The 19,578-nt window shown below is 50.8% G+C and carries 22 protein-coding genes; all 22 read right to left on the reverse strand.

From position 1 onward, the window contains the following. Positions 1–56: 56 nt before the first annotated feature. On the reverse strand, positions 57–1,157 hold the full coding sequence (nusA, locus tag DPEP_RS11165) for a transcription termination factor NusA (protein WP_005662131.1): 1,101 nt from the start codon (positions 1,155–1,157) through the stop codon (positions 57–59). Further along, positions 1,158–1,703 carry a ribosome maturation factor RimP gene (locus tag DPEP_RS11170; protein ID WP_005662132.1) on the reverse strand — a complete coding sequence of 182 codons (546 nt, stop codon included), beginning with the start codon at positions 1,701–1,703 and terminating at the stop codon, positions 1,158–1,160. 122 nt (positions 1,704–1,825) lie between these two features. Then, entirely contained in the window at positions 1,826–2,020 is a 195-nt protein-coding gene (locus tag DPEP_RS11175; protein ID WP_005662133.1) for a hypothetical protein, read from the reverse strand. A gap of 41 nt (positions 2,021–2,061) precedes the next feature. Next, a complete protein-coding gene (gene guaB, locus DPEP_RS11180) occupies positions 2,062–3,537 on the reverse strand; it encodes an IMP dehydrogenase (RefSeq protein ID WP_005662134.1) in 1,476 nt (491 codons plus the stop codon). Between the two features lie 45 nt (positions 3,538–3,582). After that, on the reverse strand, positions 3,583–4,749 hold the full coding sequence (gene ispF / locus DPEP_RS11185) for a 2-C-methyl-D-erythritol 2,4-cyclodiphosphate synthase (RefSeq protein WP_241760477.1): 1,167 nt from the start codon (positions 4,747–4,749) through the stop codon (positions 3,583–3,585). After that, on the reverse strand, positions 4,746–5,909 hold the full coding sequence (locus DPEP_RS11190) for a PIN/TRAM domain-containing protein (protein ID WP_005662136.1): 1,164 nt from the start codon (positions 5,907–5,909) through the stop codon (positions 4,746–4,748). The genes ispF and DPEP_RS11190 overlap by 4 nt, the downstream gene beginning before the upstream one ends. A 44-nt stretch (positions 5,910–5,953) precedes the next feature. Continuing rightward, positions 5,954–6,565: a recombination mediator RecR gene (recR, locus tag DPEP_RS11195; RefSeq protein WP_005662138.1), complete on the reverse strand. Its 612-nt coding sequence runs from the start codon at positions 6,563–6,565 to the stop codon at positions 5,954–5,956. Further along, the gene (locus tag DPEP_RS11200; RefSeq protein ID WP_005662139.1) at positions 6,565–6,882 is read right to left on the reverse strand and encodes a YbaB/EbfC family nucleoid-associated protein; all 318 of its coding nucleotides are present in this window, start codon (positions 6,880–6,882) and stop codon (positions 6,565–6,567) included. Before DPEP_RS11200 ends, recR begins: the two co-directional genes overlap by 1 nt. A 17-nt stretch (positions 6,883–6,899) precedes the next feature. Beyond that, positions 6,900–7,364, reverse strand: a complete 465-nt coding sequence (locus DPEP_RS13790) for a 23S rRNA (pseudouridine(1915)-N(3))-methyltransferase RlmH (RefSeq protein WP_005662140.1) — start codon at positions 7,362–7,364, stop codon at positions 6,900–6,902. Next, a complete protein-coding gene (locus tag DPEP_RS13490; RefSeq protein ID WP_005662141.1) occupies positions 7,361–7,987 on the reverse strand; it encodes a V-type ATP synthase subunit D in 627 nt (208 codons plus the stop codon). The genes DPEP_RS13790 and DPEP_RS13490 overlap by 4 nt, the downstream gene beginning before the upstream one ends. A 1-nt stretch (position 7,988) precedes the next feature. Beyond that, complete coding sequence (locus DPEP_RS11215) at positions 7,989–9,356, reverse strand: V-type ATP synthase subunit B (RefSeq protein WP_005662142.1); 1,368 nt, start codon at positions 9,354–9,356, stop codon at positions 7,989–7,991. Then, positions 9,343–11,112, reverse strand: a complete 1,770-nt coding sequence (locus tag DPEP_RS11220; protein ID WP_005662143.1) for a V-type ATP synthase subunit A — start codon at positions 11,110–11,112, stop codon at positions 9,343–9,345. Before DPEP_RS11220 ends, DPEP_RS11215 begins: the two co-directional genes overlap by 14 nt. Beyond that, entirely contained in the window at positions 11,109–11,381 is a 273-nt protein-coding gene (locus tag DPEP_RS11225; RefSeq protein ID WP_005662144.1) for a V-type ATP synthase subunit F, read from the reverse strand. Before DPEP_RS11225 ends, DPEP_RS11220 begins: the two co-directional genes overlap by 4 nt. A gap of 13 nt (positions 11,382–11,394) precedes the next feature. Beyond that, a complete protein-coding gene (locus DPEP_RS11230; protein WP_040382633.1) occupies positions 11,395–12,435 on the reverse strand; it encodes a V-type ATPase subunit in 1,041 nt (346 codons plus the stop codon). Beyond that, positions 12,383–13,012 (reverse strand): V-type ATP synthase subunit E, encoded by a 630-nt coding sequence (locus tag DPEP_RS11235; protein ID WP_005662146.1) that lies wholly within the window; start codon positions 13,010–13,012, stop codon positions 12,383–12,385. Before DPEP_RS11235 ends, DPEP_RS11230 begins: the two co-directional genes overlap by 53 nt. Then, on the reverse strand, positions 13,012–13,230 hold the full coding sequence (locus DPEP_RS11240; protein ID WP_005662148.1) for an ATPase: 219 nt from the start codon (positions 13,228–13,230) through the stop codon (positions 13,012–13,014). The genes DPEP_RS11235 and DPEP_RS11240 overlap by 1 nt, the downstream gene beginning before the upstream one ends. After that, positions 13,215–15,131, reverse strand: coding sequence for a V-type ATP synthase subunit I (locus DPEP_RS12905; RefSeq protein ID WP_005662150.1), 1,917 nt, complete (start codon positions 15,129–15,131; stop codon positions 13,215–13,217). Before DPEP_RS12905 ends, DPEP_RS11240 begins: the two co-directional genes overlap by 16 nt. After that, entirely contained in the window at positions 15,128–15,496 is a 369-nt protein-coding gene (locus tag DPEP_RS11250) for a hypothetical protein (protein ID WP_040382635.1), read from the reverse strand. The genes DPEP_RS12905 and DPEP_RS11250 overlap by 4 nt, the downstream gene beginning before the upstream one ends. Next, positions 15,477–15,953 (reverse strand): CBS domain-containing protein, encoded by a 477-nt coding sequence (locus DPEP_RS11255; RefSeq protein ID WP_005662154.1) that lies wholly within the window; start codon positions 15,951–15,953, stop codon positions 15,477–15,479. Before DPEP_RS11255 ends, DPEP_RS11250 begins: the two co-directional genes overlap by 20 nt. Beyond that, positions 15,934–17,556 carry a WecB/TagA/CpsF family glycosyltransferase gene (locus DPEP_RS11260; protein WP_198003083.1) on the reverse strand — a complete coding sequence of 541 codons (1,623 nt, stop codon included), beginning with the start codon at positions 17,554–17,556 and terminating at the stop codon, positions 15,934–15,936. The genes DPEP_RS11255 and DPEP_RS11260 overlap by 20 nt, the downstream gene beginning before the upstream one ends. A gap of 247 nt (positions 17,557–17,803) precedes the next feature. Next, entirely contained in the window at positions 17,804–19,081 is a 1,278-nt protein-coding gene (gene serS, locus DPEP_RS11265) for a serine--tRNA ligase (RefSeq protein ID WP_005662157.1), read from the reverse strand. A 5-nt stretch (positions 19,082–19,086) separates the two neighbouring features. Next, complete coding sequence (gene ribH / locus DPEP_RS11270) at positions 19,087–19,566, reverse strand: 6,7-dimethyl-8-ribityllumazine synthase (protein ID WP_005662158.1); 480 nt, start codon at positions 19,564–19,566, stop codon at positions 19,087–19,089. Between the last annotated feature and the right edge of the window lie 12 nt (positions 19,567–19,578).

The following is a 19,578-nucleotide window of genomic DNA, read 5'->3' on the forward strand; positions in this document are numbered from 1 at the left end:
CTAGGGTTCTTCGATTTCTTTTTGGGAACCACCACTATTTTACAACCTCTCGCCTCTTATGGGATATCTTCGAACAAATCCTGCAAAGTCGGCATCGAATCCTTTTCCGGTGCCTCCAAAGGATTGATGTCCACTTTCCACCCGGTAAGACGGGCAGCGAGACGAACATTTTGCCCCGCTTTCCCTATGGCGAGAGAGAGCTGATCGGGACGGGCAAATACCTTGGCGGATTTCTCCTGCTCCAAAATCGGCTCCACCCTGACTACCTTAGCAGGAGAAAGGGTATTCCTTATGTATTGAAGAGGATCATCGCTCCATATTACCACGTCGATCTTTTCTCCGTTAAGTTCGTTGCTTATGGTCTTGATTCTGGAACCACCGTTTCCGACGCAGGCTCCGACAGGATCGACGTTGGGATCCAATGTCGTCACTGCGACCTTGGCTCTGGCACCGGCCTCCCGAACGATCCCATGTATCTCCACCACTCCGTCTCGGATCTCCGGAATCTCCAGCTCCATAAGGCGACGAAGCAAACCAGGATGGGTTCTGGAGACAACAATCCTAGGCCCTCTGGTAGTCTGACGAACGTCTAACAGATAGAATTTCATCCTCGACCCCAGTTCGTAGGTTTCTCCGTTTATGCGTTCTTCCCGGGGTAACATTGCCTCGGTTCTCTCGCTTATACGGACGAGAATCTGGTCGTTTTCGGCCTTAAAGACGACACCGTTGACCATGTCTCCCACTCTCTCGGAGAACTCGTTGAAGATAATTTCTCTCTCTGCATCTTTCAAACGCTGGATTATCACCTGTCTGGCTGTCTGAGCCGCTATACGTCCAAAGCTCTCAGGAGCGATCTCCACTTCTGTCTTGACCACATCTCCCTCTACCAGACCAGGGAAGCCTAGAGCAGCAGCCTCCTCGGAGGTTAACTCCGCGTCGGAATTTTTTACCTCATCTACTACTCGCCTGATCTCCATGATCGAGATATCTCCGGTCTCTCCGTCTATCTTCACCTCGGGCTCGAGGTTTTTTTCCTTGTATTTTTTATAAGCCGAAGCCAGGGCCGCCTCAATACTGCCCAGAATTATGGATTGAGAGAGATTACGCTCCTCCGTTAGCTGCATCAAAGCTCGAATAAAATCGCTCCCCAGCTGCATTTACTGATCCTCCTCGCGTACTTTCTTTCTCTTGTTTTTCTTTTTAGTGCCCTTCTTTTTTCTGTTACTATTGGTTTTTTTGTTCTTTTCTAAAACATACTTTAATTTAGCGGAGAGGATCATCTCTAGAGGGAACTCAAAAGCACCGTCTTGGTTCTCCACCCTTATCGAACCATCCTGAGACACCGAGACGATTCCATTTATGCGACGGCGTCCTTCGACGAGTTCATTCAAACGGATGGATGCCTCTTTCCCCGAGAAACGACGAAAATCGTCCAAGCTAAATAGCGGTCTCTCTAAACCGGGAGAACTGACCTCCAGATAATAGCGATCGTCGAGAAGATCCTCTCCAGATTCCTCCAGCCAGTTGTTGATCCTTCGAGAGACGATCTCGCAGTCCCTCACGGATATTCCACCTAGAGAATCCATATAGACCCTGACAAAAGAGGCAGCGGATTCTTTTTTCACCTCGAGACCTATGAATTCATAACCTAAGCTTTCGACGATTTCACGAATTTCTTCTTTAGGGAAGTTTTTCCCCTCCATGCTTTTCGACTCCTTATATGACTACATAAAAAATGAAGAGTGGGGGGGCCCACTCTTCTCGGTCCAGGACATTTGACCCAGCGTCTCAATCAGTATATCACGCATAACTAGGCATAACAAGATTATTCGGAGACATCGGAGAGGAAATCCCCCCACCAGAGATCAACCGTAGCGATAAAATCTTCCTCCGGTATCAAGCGAATTTCCTGATCAGCGAAGACCTCTTCCTCCAGGCCTTCGAGGTCGTTCAGACCGAAGAAAAGGGAAGAATCGTTCATATCGATTCTCTTATAGTAGTGAAAATCTCTGGAAATCAAGGAGATCCCCCCTTTGTCTACCTAGTCAAAGCCTATAAGGATCAATCGACCCAATAGTTCGGAGCTTCCTTGGTAACTACGACGTCGTGAGGATGGCTTTCCTTTACCGAGGCGGATGTCATCTTTACAAAACGAGCGTTACGATGCAGATCTTCGATATCGGAAGCCCCGGCGTAACCCATCCCTGATCGAATGCCACCGGTCATCTGGTAGATAACGTCTCCCGCCGACCCTTTGTAGGCTGCCAATCCTTCGATTCCCTCGGGTACCAGTTTATTTTCTTTCGCACCTTCCTGAAAATAACGGTCTTTGCTGCATCCACCCTGCATAGCTCCCAGAGAGCCCATCCCACGATAGCTCTTGTAGGACCTGCCGTGATAGATAATAACCTCTCCCGGGCTTTCCTCAGTTCCAGCCAAAAGGGAGCCTATCATTACCGAGTCGGCACCGGCAGCTAAAGCCTTCACTGCGTCTCCGGAATAGCGTATGCCTCCATCGGCTATAACCTTGACCCCTCTAGGGGTCGCTTCGGACGCTACATTCATTATAGCAGCCAACTGAGGAACTCCTATGCCGGCTATTATCCTCGTGGTACAGATCGACCCGGGCCCCACTCCGACCTTGACTGCCTGCACCCCCCTGTCGATAAGGGCCTTGGCGGCCTCGGCTGTGGCGATATTTCCTCCGATAAGAGGCAAGCTCGGATGTCTTCTGCGTATAGCCTCCACGGTATCCAGGACCTTGATCGAATGGCCATGGGCAGTATCTACCACGACCACGTCGACACCGGCCTTGACCAAAGCGTCCACTCTGTCGTAGACATCCGCCCCTACTCCGACTGCGGCTCCGACCCTGAGTCTTCCGGAAGAATCCTTGGCAGCATTGGGAAAATCCTTGACTTTCTGGATATCCTTTATGGTTATAAGTCCCTTTAGAACTCCGTTGCAATCGACAATCGGTAGCTTCTCCACCTTATGGCACATCAATATCTGCTGTGCATCGTCCAAAGTAGTGCCCTCTGGAGCTGTTATCAGATTTTCCCAGGTCATTACTTCGGATATCGGTTGATCATAGTCATGAATAAAACGAAGATCCCTGTTTGTTATTATACCCACCAATTTTTTGCCGTCGTCTACTATCGGAACTCCCGATATATGGTAATGGGACATCAGCTCAAGAGCCTGGCTCAGACGATCCTCTGGATGGAGATAAAAGGGATCGACGATAACCCCTGACTCGGATCTTTTTACCTTGTCTACCTCTCTGGCCTGTTTCTCCAGAGTCGTGTTCCTGTGAACTATTCCAATTCCGCCCTCTCTAGCCACAGCGATGGCCAAGCGACCTTCAGTAACGGTATCCATAGCCGCACTGCATATCGGTATGTTCAGCTTTATCTCCGGCGTAAGCCAGCTCTCTACTTTAACCTCCGACGGTAGAACCTCGCTGTATCGAGGCTCTATCAACACATCGTCGAAGGTAAAACCGTCATAGGGCGCGAATTTTTGAGAAATATTCATGACAACCTCCTCATATTTTGTCGGGTTAGTCGTAAATTGTGAGCATTATAGTGGATTTGCCGCTTTATGCAACCCCATGGAGGTGTTTTTTATCGTAGCGACAGCGTAGCACATCATGCAATGCCCCGACCCTACCGATCCAACGCCCTCTCCAGACTTCACCTTAAGATTGACTCTACGCATCCCGTCGTTCCATACGGAATCAAGATTCTTGGTTATCTCGATCACGGTTTCACCGATTCGGGGCAACTGAGCATGTAAAACCACGTCAAGCCAGACGATCGACCATCCGCACCTCTCTACCTTGGAGACCACCTCTCTCAGAAGCTCATAGCTGTCAGCGTCCTTATAGGCGTCATCGCAGGCCGGAAAAACACGTCCTATATCGGGCAAACCCGCCGCTCCAAGGATTGCGTCCGAAATGCCATGACATATAATGTCGGCGTCGGAGTGTCCGTCCAACCCCATCGGCGAGGGTACCTCTACACCGCCGAGGACAAGAGAACGCCCCGGCACCAACGGATGGACGTCAAAACCTATGCCGGTTCTTACCTCTCCAGCCGAGTTTCCATCGGCCAAACAGGTGGCCATCTCCCAATCCCCCTCGGTAGTGATCTTAAAATTCATCTCGTTGCCCTCAACAGGGACGATGACACCGCCATTGGAAATCCACGGTTCGGCTTCGTCTCTGACCTCCTCCGACGAGAGGGACAACGCCTTTAAAAGCTCCTCCCTGGGAAAACCCTGAGGAGTCTGGGTTATCCTTACACCGGAACGATCCACGGTCTTCACTACATCGTCGACGGAGACCCTCTTTAAAGCATCCTTTACCGGCAGCAAAGGAATAGCCCCTGTATTTTTCGACACAGCGGACATGATCTTCTCACACATGGAGATCTTCGCAAAAGGTCTGGCCCCATCGTGGATCAAAACCTTGTTCGATCGAACCGAGGCGATCCCTTTTCTTACGGAAAGAGATCTGGTGCGACCACCCCTTACGATAGACAGTTCCTCTCTCGTCCTCACCGGATACAATTTATCGTCCCAATCCTCCGGCAAAACGAGAACTATCTCCTCTATCCCCAGATTACAGGCCAGATCGAAGGACCATTCCCACATGGGGCGACCTCCAAGGGATCTGAACTGTTTAGGCGTTCCGCCAAGACGACTGCCGCTACCGGCAGCCATTATCATGAAAGACCACTCGCTCACTCGCGAACCTCTCTTCTTATCCTTCCGAAAACCATCCTACCGGCGGAAGTTTGAAGCATAGACGTCACGACGACCTCTACCCTGCGACCGATGTAGTTCTCTCCGTCCTCCACAACCAACATGGTCCCGTTATCGAGATAGCCTACCCCTTGTTGCGGTTCCTTCCCTTCCCTGATGACGTCTACGACTACCGACTCGCCCGGCAGAAGGGAGGGTTTCAGTGAGTTGGCCAGATCGTTTACGTTGAGAACAACGATATCCCTGATCTGTGCTACTTTGTTCAGGTTATAATCGGTGGTGAGGATCTTTCCGCCTATTTTTTGAGCGAAGACAATCAATCCACTGTCCACCGAATCGGCATCCAGATCCTTCAAACCGACCTCGGTTATTACGATCTCCAAAAATGAGACCTTCTGCAAGGCCTTGACGACATCAAGACCTCTTCGACCTCTGGCTCTCTTGTTGGGATCCTTGGAATCCGCTACGGACTGAAGCTCGGTCAATATAAAACGAGGAAGTATGATGGCTCCTTCTAGGAAACCTGTCTTGGCTATATCCAATATTCGGCCATCGATTATCACGCTCGTATCCAGTATTTTCCCCGGAATAGCCATGGCCATGGCGGAATTGCCTTCCATGTCCTCTATAACTACATCGTTCCCCTTGCCCTTGAAAGAAGCTATCTTCTGTTTGAGACCTACGAAGGGGGCCAATACCCCCCTGATGTCGTTCTGTCTCTTGACGAACAGCCTAGCCAAAACGTAACCTATAACTATGTTTAGAAATACCGCTACATAAGGTCCTACGGGAAGACCGGAAAAAGGCATAGCCACCAGGTTCGCCAGCAGAAGACCGACGAAAAGCCCAGTCGTGGCAGCAGATATATCCTGCCATTTCGTGCTTTGCAGATGTTTCTCGAAAAGAGTCCCTATAAGGCCGAGTATGCGAAGAAAAAACGGAGCTATTAAAAAGCCGATTGAACCACATATAAAGACGCAGATACTACTGAGAGCGAATTTACTTAAAAAACGATCGGTCCCAATCCACTCGGACAGATGTGGAACTATGGCAAAGGCCAGTTGATAACCTGCCATTCCTCCCAGCAAAGCCAACAGAACCCTGCAGATGAATTTCATTATCTTTATGAGTCCCTCCGTCATAAAATCACCCCTTCCTGAATATCATACCTAATTATTCATTAAGATCAATCTTCTCCCGATACGAAAATCCTGGTCTCCATGGCGGCATGGAGGGTCACCCTATCGGCAAATTCTATGCTTCCTCCAACCGGAAGTCCATAAGAGAGTCTGCTTTTTTTGAGATCCGACATACCCTTCAGGGCAGACAGGACAGCGTGATAGGTCATGTCCCCCTCCACCCGGGGATTTGTGGCTACTATAACCTCGGAGACTCTCCCCCTCTCGATCATGTTTATCAACCCATCGAGGCTCCCTTCCGGGAGATCCTCTCCGTCCAAGGGAGAGACGGTGCCTCCGAGAACGTAGTAAAGTCCATCGTATACCCCGGCCTGCTCGATGCTGAGAAGATCCTCTATCCCTTCCACGACACATAGAGTAGAACGATCTCTTAAGGGATCGGAGCATATATTACAGGGCTGTCTATCCGTTAAATTACCGCAGATCTCGCATACCGATAGATTTTTTTTCAAGGAGAGAAAAGCGTCGGCCAACTCTATGGAATACCCCTCCGGAGCCTGAAAAACGAAGAACGCCATCCTTCTGGCGCTCTTCTCTCCGACTCCGGGAAGCCTCTTTAAAAGACCTATCAGCCGTTCAAAAGGTCCAGGGAGAGCCATTAGAGTCCTAGCCCTCCTAGGGCACCTCCCAGACCACCGGTTATCTGCCCCATCTTTTTCTGAGCCAATTCCTGTCCCTTTCTGGCCGCATCGTTAACCGCCGCCAGCACCAGGTCCTCCAGCATCTCGATATCCTCGGGATTCACCACCTCGGGAGCTATCTTAAGAGAAAGAATTTCGCCGTGACCATTAGCGGTAGCGGTGACCATTCCTCCACCGGAGTTTCCCTCGACGCGATCATCTGCCAAGGAGGCCTGGACCCTCTCCATTTGGGCCTGCATCTTCTGAGCTTGTTTCATGATATTGTTCATCTTCATGTAAATCCCTCCACAGATTAATCGTGATGATACGATGTGTTCCTAGATATCATTAAAGCTCTATATATCTGTTCAGAAAAAAACAACAAACACATCTCATGGGTCAAGGTCATCGGAGATAATGATAACATCTCATCGCTTCTTTTACGAACATCCTCACCGAAACCGAAAGGACCTCCTATGATGAAGACCAGTCGTCCCTGAGCCGATTTCAACCTGGAAAACAAATAGGACGAAAAGGTCCGACTGGTCATGGTCGAACCCCTCTCGTCCAAAAGAACCACGTGATCTCGAGACGTAAGATACCTGAGAATGGCCTTGCTCTCTCTCTCAGTAGATTTTTCAGGAGAAAGACCTTTGCTATCCTGAATGTAATCCAAGGATATCGGCAGATTAGGAGTAGTTCTCTTTATATAGGAATCAATCCCCTTGAGTATAGATTTATCCTTGGGTTTGCCTACTGCTAAAACAGATAGCTTCATCTGCGCTTCTTCTTTCCGGTTAGTTTTTTTATGGTGTATCTTTCCTGTCTCTCTCTCTCTGACAACACCTCTAGAATCTTCTTCTTCTCTTCCGAGAGAGACGGCAAAAGCGAGTGTTCCAACGTATTTATCTTCAAGTTGGTCTTTCTCAGCTCCCTCTCGAAGGCCTGTATCTTGCTTCTCAACGTTATATAGCGCCACAACATCGATTCGGCCTGCTCCAGCAGGAACAGAAGTTCCTCTATGTACAACGACGATAAAGCCGGATCCATGTCCAATCTAAACCGATGCTCGATTTCCGAGGGCTCGGATTCGAACCTGGTATATCGACAACCCATAAGCGACTCTCTGAAGAGCCTCAGGCTTAGCAGTGGGTGCTGAAGCCTGAGAAGGTCTATGGTGTGAGAACCTTCATAGACCCTGATCAAACCGTATACTGCCGCTATACTGCTGCACAGTTTTCTATATTGGTCCTGAAGCTCGTAGAAAAGCTTCTTTTCTCCTTCCATAGCGCGGATAAAGGCATCTCTCTTTTTCTCCAGAAGCCCTTTTCCAAAGGCTATATCCTTTATCCTGCTCGATACCTCTAGAAGTCGGTCTCTTGTGGCGGAGGACTGGCTCATCCTAACGCTCCCTCCGAGAGACCAAGTTCTGGGGCAGTTTAAAAAGCTCCTGATCCGGAAGGGCCCGAAGGGCTCTCCAAGCCTCCTCTAAGGAATCCTCCAGGTTACGATCTCCGCCTCTTTGGTCGATAAAATTCTCCTCGAAGGACCTGCCGAAGGCTATGTATCTGTGTTCTATCTCGGTCAGACCGTCGTCTCCGACTATGAGTCTAAGCTTGACGAGCTCCCTGGCCTTGGCATAGGCAGAGTAAAGTTGATCTGCCATAGCCCTGTGATAATCCACCGTCTGATCCTTGCCTATACCCTTATTCATAAGACGGCTGAGACTGGGTAAAACGTCTATAGGAGGAAAGATACCCTTATCGTGAAGGTCCCTTCCCAGAACTATCTGCCCCTCTGTTATGTACCCCGACAGATCGATAACAGGATGGGTCATGTCGTCGTCCGGCATGGTTATTATCGGTATCTGGGTTATGCTTCCATCGGAACCGTCTATAGAACCAGCTCTTTCGTACAGATCTGCTAGATCGGAGTACATATATCCGGGATAGCCTCTCCTGCCCGGGACCTCCTCGCGAGCGGCGCTTATCTCCCTCAAAGCGTTGCAGTAATGGAGCATATCGGTCATTACTACCAACACATCGTAGCCCTTTTGGAAGGCGAAATACTCGGCCACGGTGAGAGCCATCCTGGGAGTCAGAAGCCTTTCCGCCGCGGAATCGCTGGCCAGGTTTAAAAAAAAGACCCCCTTCTCTATCGCTCCGGTCCTCTTGAAGCTTTCGATGAAATACTGAGACTCCCTTTTCGTTATCCCCATGGCGGCGAAGACCACCAGAAACTGGCTGCTCTCCCTCACCTTGGCCTGACGGACTATCTGAGTGGTTACCTCGTTTGCCGGAAGTCCCGACCCAGCGAAGATGGGCAGTTTTTGCCCTTTGACCAAGGTATTCATCACGTCTATCGTCGATATTCCCGTTTGAATAAACGATCTCGGGCTACGTCTTCTGGCTGGATTTATGGGAAGTCCGGAAACCGGTATTCGATCCTCGCAGAAAAGTATCTCTTCGCCCCGTTCGTCTAGACCTCTGCCGTTCAGAATCTTCCCTATGAGGTTCATCCCGACCGGAACCTTGACGACGTCCCTGTCCATCCACACCGTAGTATCTCCGGTGGAAAGCCCCATGGCTCCGTCGAAAAGCTGTATGACACAGAGATCTCCCTCTATTTGAAGTATCTGGCCTTTCCTGGTCCGTTTTCCGTTTTCCACGGTCACGAGTTCACCATAGCCCCCTTTCTTCACTCCTCTGACGAAAAGTAAGGGGCCCGCTATACCCGCTATATTTCTGTAACCTTCTCTATAGAGTTTCATCTTCTACCTCCACGACGGAAGCCTTGAGCTTTTCCTCCAACTTGGAGATCCAGGACGAAAAGTTACGGTCCATCGATACCTCATCCTGTCCTCGAAGGTCGAGAAGGTCCCTGACCATAGGGAAATCAGATATAGCCTCGAGTCTGGCTCCCGATGACAGGGCACCAACCACCATATCGTCCAATCTCTTCAGATTGGACAAAAGGAAAAACTGCTTTTTCAAAGATGAGCTGGCATCGACATCGTCAAACGCATTTTGTTGGAGGTAGACCGATTTCAATATGTCCACGAACGACAGAATCCATTTATCCTTATCGGAAAGTCCATCTCTGCCGACCAACTGGACCAGATTTCTGAGCTCTCTTTCCAGGGCGAGACGCCCTCTAAGAAAGGCTTTTAGCTCGTACCACAGATCGGAAACCTCTTCTCGATAGAACCGCTCCATCTCCTGTTCGTAAAGACTGTAGCTTTGATTCCATTGAATGGAGGGGAAATGCCTCTGCTGAGCCAGAGCCTTATCCAAGGCCCAGAAGACCCCTGAGAGCCTCAAACTGGCCTGGGTGACCGGTTCGGAGAAGTCTCCGCCTGCGGGAGAGACAGCGTTGATAACCGTTATGGACCCCTCTCTCTCCGGAGATCCCAGAAGCACCGATCGACCGGACCTCTCGTAATATTCGGCCAGCCGGGTTCCCAGATAGGCGGGATATCCTTCCTCTCCGGGCATCTCCTCCAGTCGACCTCCGATCTCCCTGAGGGCCTCGGCCCAACGCGAGGTGGAATCGGCCATTATAGCCACGTTCAACCCCATATCCCTGTAGTACTCGGCCATGGTTATGCCGAGATAGACGCTGGCCTCCCTGGCCGCAACTGGCATATTGGAGGTATTGGCGATCAAGATCATCCTGTCCATCAGGGGAGCGTCCCTATAGGGGTCCTTTAGCTCCGGAAATTCCTCAAGGACCTCCGTCATCTCATTGCCTCTCTCGCCGCATCCTATGTATATTATTACGTCGGCGTTGCACCACTTTGCTATCGACTGCTGGGTAACCGTCTTTCCCGTGCCGAATCCACCGGGCAAGACAGCGGCTCCGCCTAGAGCGAGGGGGAACAGGGTGTCCAAAACCCTTTGACCGGTTATCAGTGGCCTATCCAGGTTCAGACGCTTCCCTACCGGACGAGATCTCCTCACATCCCATCTCTGGGACATGGATATATCTCCTCCGTCACAGGTCGCCAGGACGGTATCTACGGTATAGTCGCCCTCCTCTAAGATCGAGAGTATCTTGGAAGATCGAAAATCGGGGGGAGCCATTATGTGGTGTTCTACGGCCTCGCATTCCTCCACCGTCCCGACGACATCCCCCGATTCCACCCGATCTCCGACCTTGAGGAGGGGGATAAAATGCCAGAGCTTCGACCTGTCGACCGTAGGAATAGATCTTCCTCTCTCCAAAAAGGGGCCTTCTTTACCCAGCACCTTCAGGGGACGTCCGATACCGTCGAAGACCGAACCCAGAAGTCCGGGAGCCAGCTCTACCGAAAGAAGATTGCCAGAGAAGAAAAGAGGATCGCCCACCGCGATCCCGTCGGCATTTTCATAGACCTGAATGTCAACCGTGCCCTTTTGTATCCTAACAACCTCTCCCAATAGACGTTGACGACCGACATGAACGACCTCGTACATCGATACAGGAAAATCGACGCCAGCCCTTATGACCGGTCCTGCGATACCCCATATAGTGGATTCTCTTCTCATTCCATGTGCTCCTCTATATTCAACGTAGGTAAGGTGACCCAAAGGGGTTTTTCCATCCGCTCCAGTCTCGTCTTAAGGGCAACGGGAACTCTGTCGAACCAGCTTTCCTCGACGACGATACAGACCACGTCGTCTCTGTCCAACATCCTTGACAGACAGTCTCTTAGCATCTCCGGGGTCTCACATGATACCGGCTCCAACCCTAAAAGACTCCATAGGTCTATGAAGAGCCTGCGTCCCAACACTACAGTTCGCTGCGGATCCTCCATCGGCAGACCTCCTCTAAATTTTCCACAGGAGGGTACGAATCCTCTCCGGCGAAAGCTCTGCGGCCAACCCCACGGCCAACAGTTCCATGTTTCGCCACTCCACTATCTGGCGAGCCATATAAGCCATGGCAACTCCGATACCCATAAAACTCTTTCTTCTCTGGGATATCTGCCACCTGAAGAATTTATCCTGTAAGATTCGCCCGACCTCGGAATGTCTGTCTTCCTCCGATATAAAAACCTCCATCCACTGGGTGTTCCGCAACAGAGATTTTATAGTTTTGCTTTCCTCGAGACGATTCACGGACAACAAAGCTCCGCCGTCGAGATACTCTACAGGGAAGGCGGAATCTCCGCTGTTTCTCCTGAACCATATGAGAAGATTCCAAAGATCCACCGTCCGACCAAGGTAATCCTTGACCAGAGTGTAATTGTCGTTTTTCCTTTTGAGGGATCCGTAGCATATCGAGAGCAAGCCCTTTAGATAAATTCTCTCCGCTATAGCCAGATTTTCAGACGATTGAAGCACATCCAATGCCTCGGATAAGGCGAAGGCCGCAGGAGATCCTAGACGGTAACACAGCTCGATAGCCTCCGCTACGTGGTTCCCCTCTCTCCATATCTCGTCGAAAAAATCTCCGCCAAGAAACCCATAATCGTGCCATTTAGGAACTATAACAGGAGCTCTATCGCTGTGATACTTTCTTATCAGAGCCCTGCCGTTATATATATCGGCCCTTATGGATATGATCGGCATCAAGATCTTCCCCTCTTCGGGGGACCAGTTTTTCATTTTACGAAATTTCTCCGCCGATCCTGCCGCCATAGACCTCTTTATGCGCTCTAAAACCGACGTCTCCGAGGTGGCTAACTCCTTACGATAGTGGGATGAATAAGGGCTCGAAAGGAAGATCTGTTCCAACTCTTCCAAATTTTTGTCCGCCATACCGTAAAAAAAGGAATAAGGGTAGAAATACCCCCATTCTCCTCCGAGCCTCGCGTTAAGATAGCCGTAGTCGTCCCCGAACGTCAGGGTGTCTTTCCATGACCTCATCAAACCGGACAGCCAGCTCTCCGATCGCCCTTTGGAAGACCTTATCGAGCCTGGATCTGAAGGTATTGTCAACTACGGCCCCTCCTTCTCTGTCGACTGCTACACAGCCTCCCCAACCATCTTCGTCGAGAGGCAACGGAGCGCGACCGTCGCGGGAAAGGCAATCCACTAAAGAGGGGGATACCGAGAAAGATGCATCCTCTCCCAAAACGGACAAAGCCTCATCGGTTAAAGCTTCCACCGAGGCTCGATAGTCACTCTCGGATATCGTCAATGAATCCAGTCGTTTTTCAAGAGCTATTCTCACCTTCTTTGCAAGCTCTCTTTGGATATCCTCGACGGCTCTCTGCATCTCTCCCCTTAGTTTCAGCCTGGATTCTCGCCTCATGCTCTCGATCTTCCTTCGCTGCTTCTCCCTCATATCCTTCATCAGGGATTCGACCTCTCGCCTGCGAAGAGCTATCATATCGGCGATGCGATCCTCTATCTCCGATCTCTTTCTTTCCAGGCGTTCCTCCCCTTCCTTACGGATAGAAGAGAGAAAATCCTCCAGATCGGATCTATCAGAGACGGCCATCACGCAAACTGAATAATTAGCATTATGGCCACGACGAATCCCAATATAACCATCGTCTCGGGAATCGCCTCCAAAATTATCATCGTTCCCGCGGTCTCCGGCTTTTCCGCTATAGTGCTGGCAGCGGCACTTCCTATTTTAGCCTGAGCTATCGCGGTAGCAAACGCAGGCAGGCCAACCGCCAGAGCAGCAGCCAGGGCTATCATCGCTTTTTCCAATTGAAACTCCTCCTTCTTTTTTTTGCGAAAGGACGATATTCGGTGTCCCCGCCACTGTAAAAGGTACCCATAAACTCTACGTAGTGAAGCCTGGCGGAATGCAACCCCGACTCGGCCGTCGCCAAAACGAAATTTAGCAGATGTATCGCTAAAGCGATAAAAATCCCTAAAAAGGAAACTCCCAACACATCGACGAACTTGGACGCAACCATGGCCAATATGGCCGAGGAAAGACCGATCGCACCTATCCTCACATAGCTGAGGATGCTGCCGAAAGAGCTCATAGATTCGACAAGCCCTCCAACCCCGCCTCCGGCTATCAACAATATCAGGCCGATCGCCAAGACGATCATAGATACGGAGAAGAAGCTCTGGGGTATAACCCCTTTAGTGGCACACAGAGCTCCAATCATAGAGAGGATTATCACCATATTCCCTCCACGCTCCATCCACACGTGGTGAGACCTATTCTTGATCCCCTCTATGACGCCCAACGCCAACCCCAACAATATATGGGCCAGCCCCAAGGCCACTGAGAAAGCCAGGACGGGAACGACCGCATGAGACCTCTCTACCACCAAGGGCTCTATGCCGAAAATACGGTGAGCTACGTCTCCAAAATATTCTCCGTAGATTACACCCCAGATAACGCTCCAAAAGGCCATGGTCAGCAAAACGAATGCCCCGTCGGCTACCATCGGATTGCTTGTCCTCTTTCTTATCCACCAGGCCAACGATGCCAAAATAATCCCATAACCGGCATCCCCTATGATGCATCCTGCAAAGAAGGGGAAGAATATGCCTATCATCACCGTAGGGTCAGTGCCTCTATAGCTCGGAGGTGATACCAGCTTCAAAAATATCTCGAAAGGCTTGAATAAGGTGGGATTCGATATAGCAGTGGGTACCACCTGCCATTCATCGGAGGTAGGATATCGCCAACGAACCATGACGTCGTCACCGAAGACTTTTTTCAGTTTTTCACACAGGAGGTCTCGCTCGTCCTCGGGAAGCCAGCCCTCCAACATGAAGGCCTCTCCCATATCCTTTCCCCTTTGTTCGACGACTAGCTGCTCGAGTCTCTCGTCTATTAATATGAATAAAGCTCCTAGACGAATTCCCCATTGAGCCCTAACACTGGAGAGAGTTTCCTCTATGTAATCGCAGGCTTTTGGACTCTCGTTCAACTTTTCGTCCACGTACTCTATACATCGGAGCAATCCCATACCGGGTTCACATCCCGGAGGAGTCCAGGAAACGAGACCCTCCGATTCCAGGAATAGATTGACCGGCCCCCTATATTCCAGAGGGACCCCCACGGCCAGAAGGCTCTCTTTTTCTCTTATATGAAAGACGTGATGATGAAGCTCGGGGACAGGGCCCCTTCCACTATGGTCGGATACGAGGAGGGATTGAATCTCTGATAGGATCTTAGGAATCTGCTCCTTTCGAAGCCACCATATCGACACATCTCTGTTCGCCTCGTTTTCTGACTGCACGAAGGATCTGAAATGCACAGATATATGGCTGGCTCCCTTAAGTTTATTCCTAAGACGTCGAGCTTCCTCCCTCTGTTCCAGAAGGCTGGATAACTCCTTTTTGAAATGGTCCAGACTTTCGTTCGTTTCCTCTATCATCTGAGAAAAAGGCAAGGTCAAATTCTGGCCGAGGTCGTTTAGATCCTCGTCCCTTATTTCTTCCCAACTATCCCATTCAAGGGATTCGACCATACCCAATAGTTTGCTCCGGAGGAGACGCAGAGAGTCTGCTTCCTCATCGGTTATCCTGACGGCCTCTCCATGCTCCACGTGCAAAACTCCCTGATCGTGAAGAAAAGAGACGATCTCTCTCTGCCTTGAGGTCAACCCCCATATGGCGACTCGGATCATCTTACGGATCAAGAGCAATCCTCCTTTTCGGGAAAAGCGATCAGGGAAAAGGCCTCATCCACGATATCCTCAACCCTGCAATGGGAGAGATCTTCCCTCAGTCTCTCAAGAACTTCGAAGTTTTCAGCGCGGCCCCGCCTTTCCTCATCAAAGACCTCGGCCTCCATTACAGCAAACTCCTCCCCCAACAAATCTATAGTTCGGTCCGCCATCTCCTTCAGCCTCGACTTGGCCTTGTCCAGCTCGGCCTCTATCTCTTTCTCTTTTTGGGCCAGCTCCGTCGCCAACTCCATCCTGCTTTGCTCCAGTCGATCGTTTTCGACGGACCATGTAGCCGAGGAGAGAGAATCGACGGGATTATCTTTCCGGAGAGACACCTTCTATACCGCCTTCCATCAGAAACTCGCAAAAAGCACCTCTGTCGATTATCCCTATAAACTTGCCTTCTTCGGTCACGGGAAGACGTTTGAATTTCTTTCTGAGCATCATATCCGCAACGGTCATTATGCTCGTATCGGGAAAGACAAAAACGGGGTCTTTCTGCATAAAATCCTTAACCAGGTCGTTCTTCATAGCTCCAAAACGCTGAAAAAGCAGGTTCTCCTCGTTTCCAAAAAACGTACTTTGAGCCAATATCTCAAGGTAGGTCGGAATGGTTGGCTTCAGGATATCCGACTCAGACAGGTATCCGACCAACCTCCAATCGTCGTCTATAACGGGAAGACCGGACAACCCATGAGAGTACAGGACGTGGATGGCGTCGAAAACGCGGTCTTGAGACATCACCGCCGTGAGATCTCGGCTCATAATGTCTTCAGCTATGATGGTTTTCATTTTTTCCCCTCCAGCCGGAGAACCCTATCTTCTCCAATAGAACGGAGAATACAAACAACACCAGAGCGACATCCTGGCGCAAACGCCAGGGTTCCTGAATAAGTCTATAAAGCCATTCCAGACCGCATTTTTGCCACAAAAGAGGAGCCCTTCTAAGCCTTCCAGATATGACGTCGAAGCTTCCTCCGACCCCGACCCCTACGACACCGTCCATCTCGGGAAGATTACGGTTCAGCCAGACCTCCTGTTTGGGTACGCCCAAAGCAGTAAATAGGAGCTTAGCCCCCGAACTCCGGATACTCTGCAGGATATCTTGATCCTCCGAATCGTTGAAATAACCGTCACGATAGCCCACTACTTTCAAGCCTGGATAAAGTCGCTCCAGCTCGACGGCGGCAGCGGATACGACCTCGGGCTTACTTCCCAGCAGATAGATAGGCCAGTTCTCCACTGCGGCAAGGCGGCACAATCCATGCATAAAATCTATGCCAGCCACCCGCTCGACCACCGGCACTCCCAAAAACTTAAGAGCCCAGACCAATCCGGCACCATCGGGCAGGGTAAGCCAGGCTGAATCCGCAATCTCTCTGTAGAGAGGGTCTTTTTTAGCCCTGTAAAAAGACAGGGCATTGGCAGTCACTATCATAGCAGACGGAGCCCTGGACAATAACCTTCCCCTTACCTTGGAAAGGGCGTAATTCATTGACATTCCATCGACCCGGACTCCCCAAAGACCGGTTCTAGCCCTGCTTTTCGAACCTCTGAGACAGGAGACCACTACTGCGGTAGACACAGCCAAAAGGGATAAAAACGCAGGTCTGGTGGTATCGTTTATGCCTATCTGCACGAAAGATACTACCGTACCGATCAAAAGACAGAGGAAAGTGACGAACTTGACCGCACCGGGATGGTCCACCCCTCTGTCCATCATCCTGTGATAGATTGACACATTGCCCCATTTCCCCAGGGGAACCGCATGGCTGACCAGATACAGGGATAGCTCCATCATCGGAAGAGCGTAGAGCCCCATCGGTATGACCATCAATGTGGTGAAGGTCACACCCTTGGTCACCCCGACCAGAGAGGCCCCCGCCACCAACATACCCCAAAATGAGGAAAGAGGCTTTCCAAGTTGGCGATAGTTATGGCCCAGTCTACTCCAGAAGACCGCGACGAAAGAGACCCCCGCAAGAGACATGAGGAAAGCGTCTCCCACTTGTTGCCCCGAAATCGAGGATATCAGCAAGGTCAAGGAGAAACTTACCCCGAGAAGATGTCCGGCCAACCCGGGGATATCATCCAATCTCTGAAACAAAAGAGGAAAAACCGTCACCCAAAGGGCTGTCATCAAAATCGATGAATAAGAGGAGAGATAAAGATATTGCCCTCCCGGCATGCCTACGAATGAGATCCTAGGACCTACCAGGGCGAAAAAAAGGCCGACCACTCCGAAAAGCCACGAGAGTTTTTTGTTCGGAGAGGTGTGCTGCACCATGCCGACTATAGAACCCAACAGCGCCATGCCTACGACGGCACGAATCTCGCTGTCTCCGGTCCAAAGGGCAAACAGCATCCAGACTCCCACCAGAGTCAGATCTCTCATATAAAAATAGCGTTCTTTCGATAAAGTCCTCCGGTAGAGTCTCTGCAACATGAACGACGCGAGCACCAGGGAGGATAGGACAAAAGCAGTCGAGGAGGAAAGATAATGTATCACGACGAAAAACGACTCCCTTCAAGGATACTCCCCTCAGAGTATCGCTCTATATAACACCGCTCTTATTGTACCAGCGGACTCGGCTATTTTCCAGAAAAAACGCCGGCCAGAAGCCGGCGTTTTTTCTATAAGATCATCTATTCGTAATTTCTTTAAGTCCTCCCATATATGGGACAAGGACTTCCGGGATCTCTATGGATCCGTCGGTACGCTGATAGTTTTCCATTACCGCTATAAGAGCCCGACCTATAGCGATCCCAGATCCGTTCAAGGTATGGACGAACCTCGGTTTCCCCCCTTGGGAGGGTCTGTATCTGGTGTTCATTCGGCGAGCCTGAAAATCCTCGCAGTTGCTGCAGGAGCTGATCTCCCTGTAACGCCCCTGCGAAGGCAACCATACCTCAATGTCGTAGGTCTTGGAGGCACCGAACCCCATGTCCCCGGTACAGAGGGTGATAACCCTGTAAGGCAACTTCAACAGCTGAAGGACTTCTTCCGCGTTGGAGGTCAGTTTCTCCAGCTCTTCGTAGCTGTTCTCCGGGGTGGAGAGCTTCACCATCTCCACCTTTTCGAATTGATGTTGTCTCATGATCCCTCTGACGTCCCTGCCGTGGCTTCCCGCCTCTTTTCTGAAACAGGGGGTGTATGCGGTGTAGTAAAGGGGCAGATCCGACTCCTCCATGATCTCTCCGCCATGAAGATTGGTCAGAGGAACCTCCGCTGTCGGGATCAGCCAGAGGTCGTCGTCGGCAATCCGATAGAGATCGTCGGCGAACTTCGGCAACTGACCTGTTCCGGTCATGGTGGCAGAGTTAACCATAAAGGGAGGGTTTATCTCCTTATACCCGTGACGGTCCACGTGAAGATCGAGCATAAAATTCAGAAGAGCCCTCTCCAGCCTGGCACCGGGCCCAGCCATGACGGTAAAACGACTCTGGGCCAATTTGACCCCTCGCTTGAAATCCAATATCCCCAGATTTTCACCGAGATCCCAGTGCGGAAGGGGTTCGAAGTCGAATTCGCGGGGGTCTCCCCATTTCCTGACCTCTACGTTGTCGTCCTCGTCCACTCCTACCGGCACCGAATCGTGAGGCCTGTTGGGTACCTGAAGCATGAGATCGTCTAAACCGGCGTCGACCTCAGCCACCTTCTGGTCCAGAGCCTTGATCTCCTCCCCTATGGCCTTCATCCTCTCCATGATGGCCGTTGGATCCTCGCCCTTAGCTTTGGCCGCTCCGACCTTCTTCGACCCGGCGTTTCTTTCCGCCTTTAGCTCCTCCACCTCGGATATGAGCTCTCTTCTTTTGGCATCGAGCTCCAGAATCGAATCGAGGTTGAAATCGTGATTACGGGCTTTCAGAAAATCTCTGACCTCGTCCATGTGATCTCTGACGTATTTTATATCAAGCATATCTATTATCCCTCCCGGGTTATTCTTATCTCCTTGAGAAGATTCACCATCTCCAAAGCCGCAATCGCCGCCTCAGCTCCTTTATTGCCGGCCTTACTTCCAGACCTTAGAAGCGCCTGCTCCAGGTTGTCGCAGGTCAGGACCCCAAAGCTGATGGGAGTTCTCTGATCCAATCCGATATTGGCCAGTCCCTTGGAGACCTCCGAGGACACGTATTCGAAGTGGGGAGTATCACCCCTTATGACCGCCCCCAGAGCAATGACGGCATCGAACTTGCCCAGCAGAGCCAGCTCCTTGGCGACCAGAGGGATCTCCCAGGCTCCGGGAACCCAGAAGACCTCTACGTCGTTGACCTTGACCCCGTGGCGGAAAAGAGCGTCCTTGGCCCCTTCCAGTAACTTGGATGATATCAGTTCGTTGAATCGCGATACGATGACGGCGTAACGTCCACCTTCGGCCACAAGTTTTCCCTGATATATCTTCATGACGTAGCTCCT

Origin of the sequence: Dethiosulfovibrio peptidovorans DSM 11002, from assembly GCF_000172975.1 — a bacterium.
Lineage (GTDB): Bacteria > Synergistota > Synergistia > Synergistales > Dethiosulfovibrionaceae > Dethiosulfovibrio > Dethiosulfovibrio peptidovorans.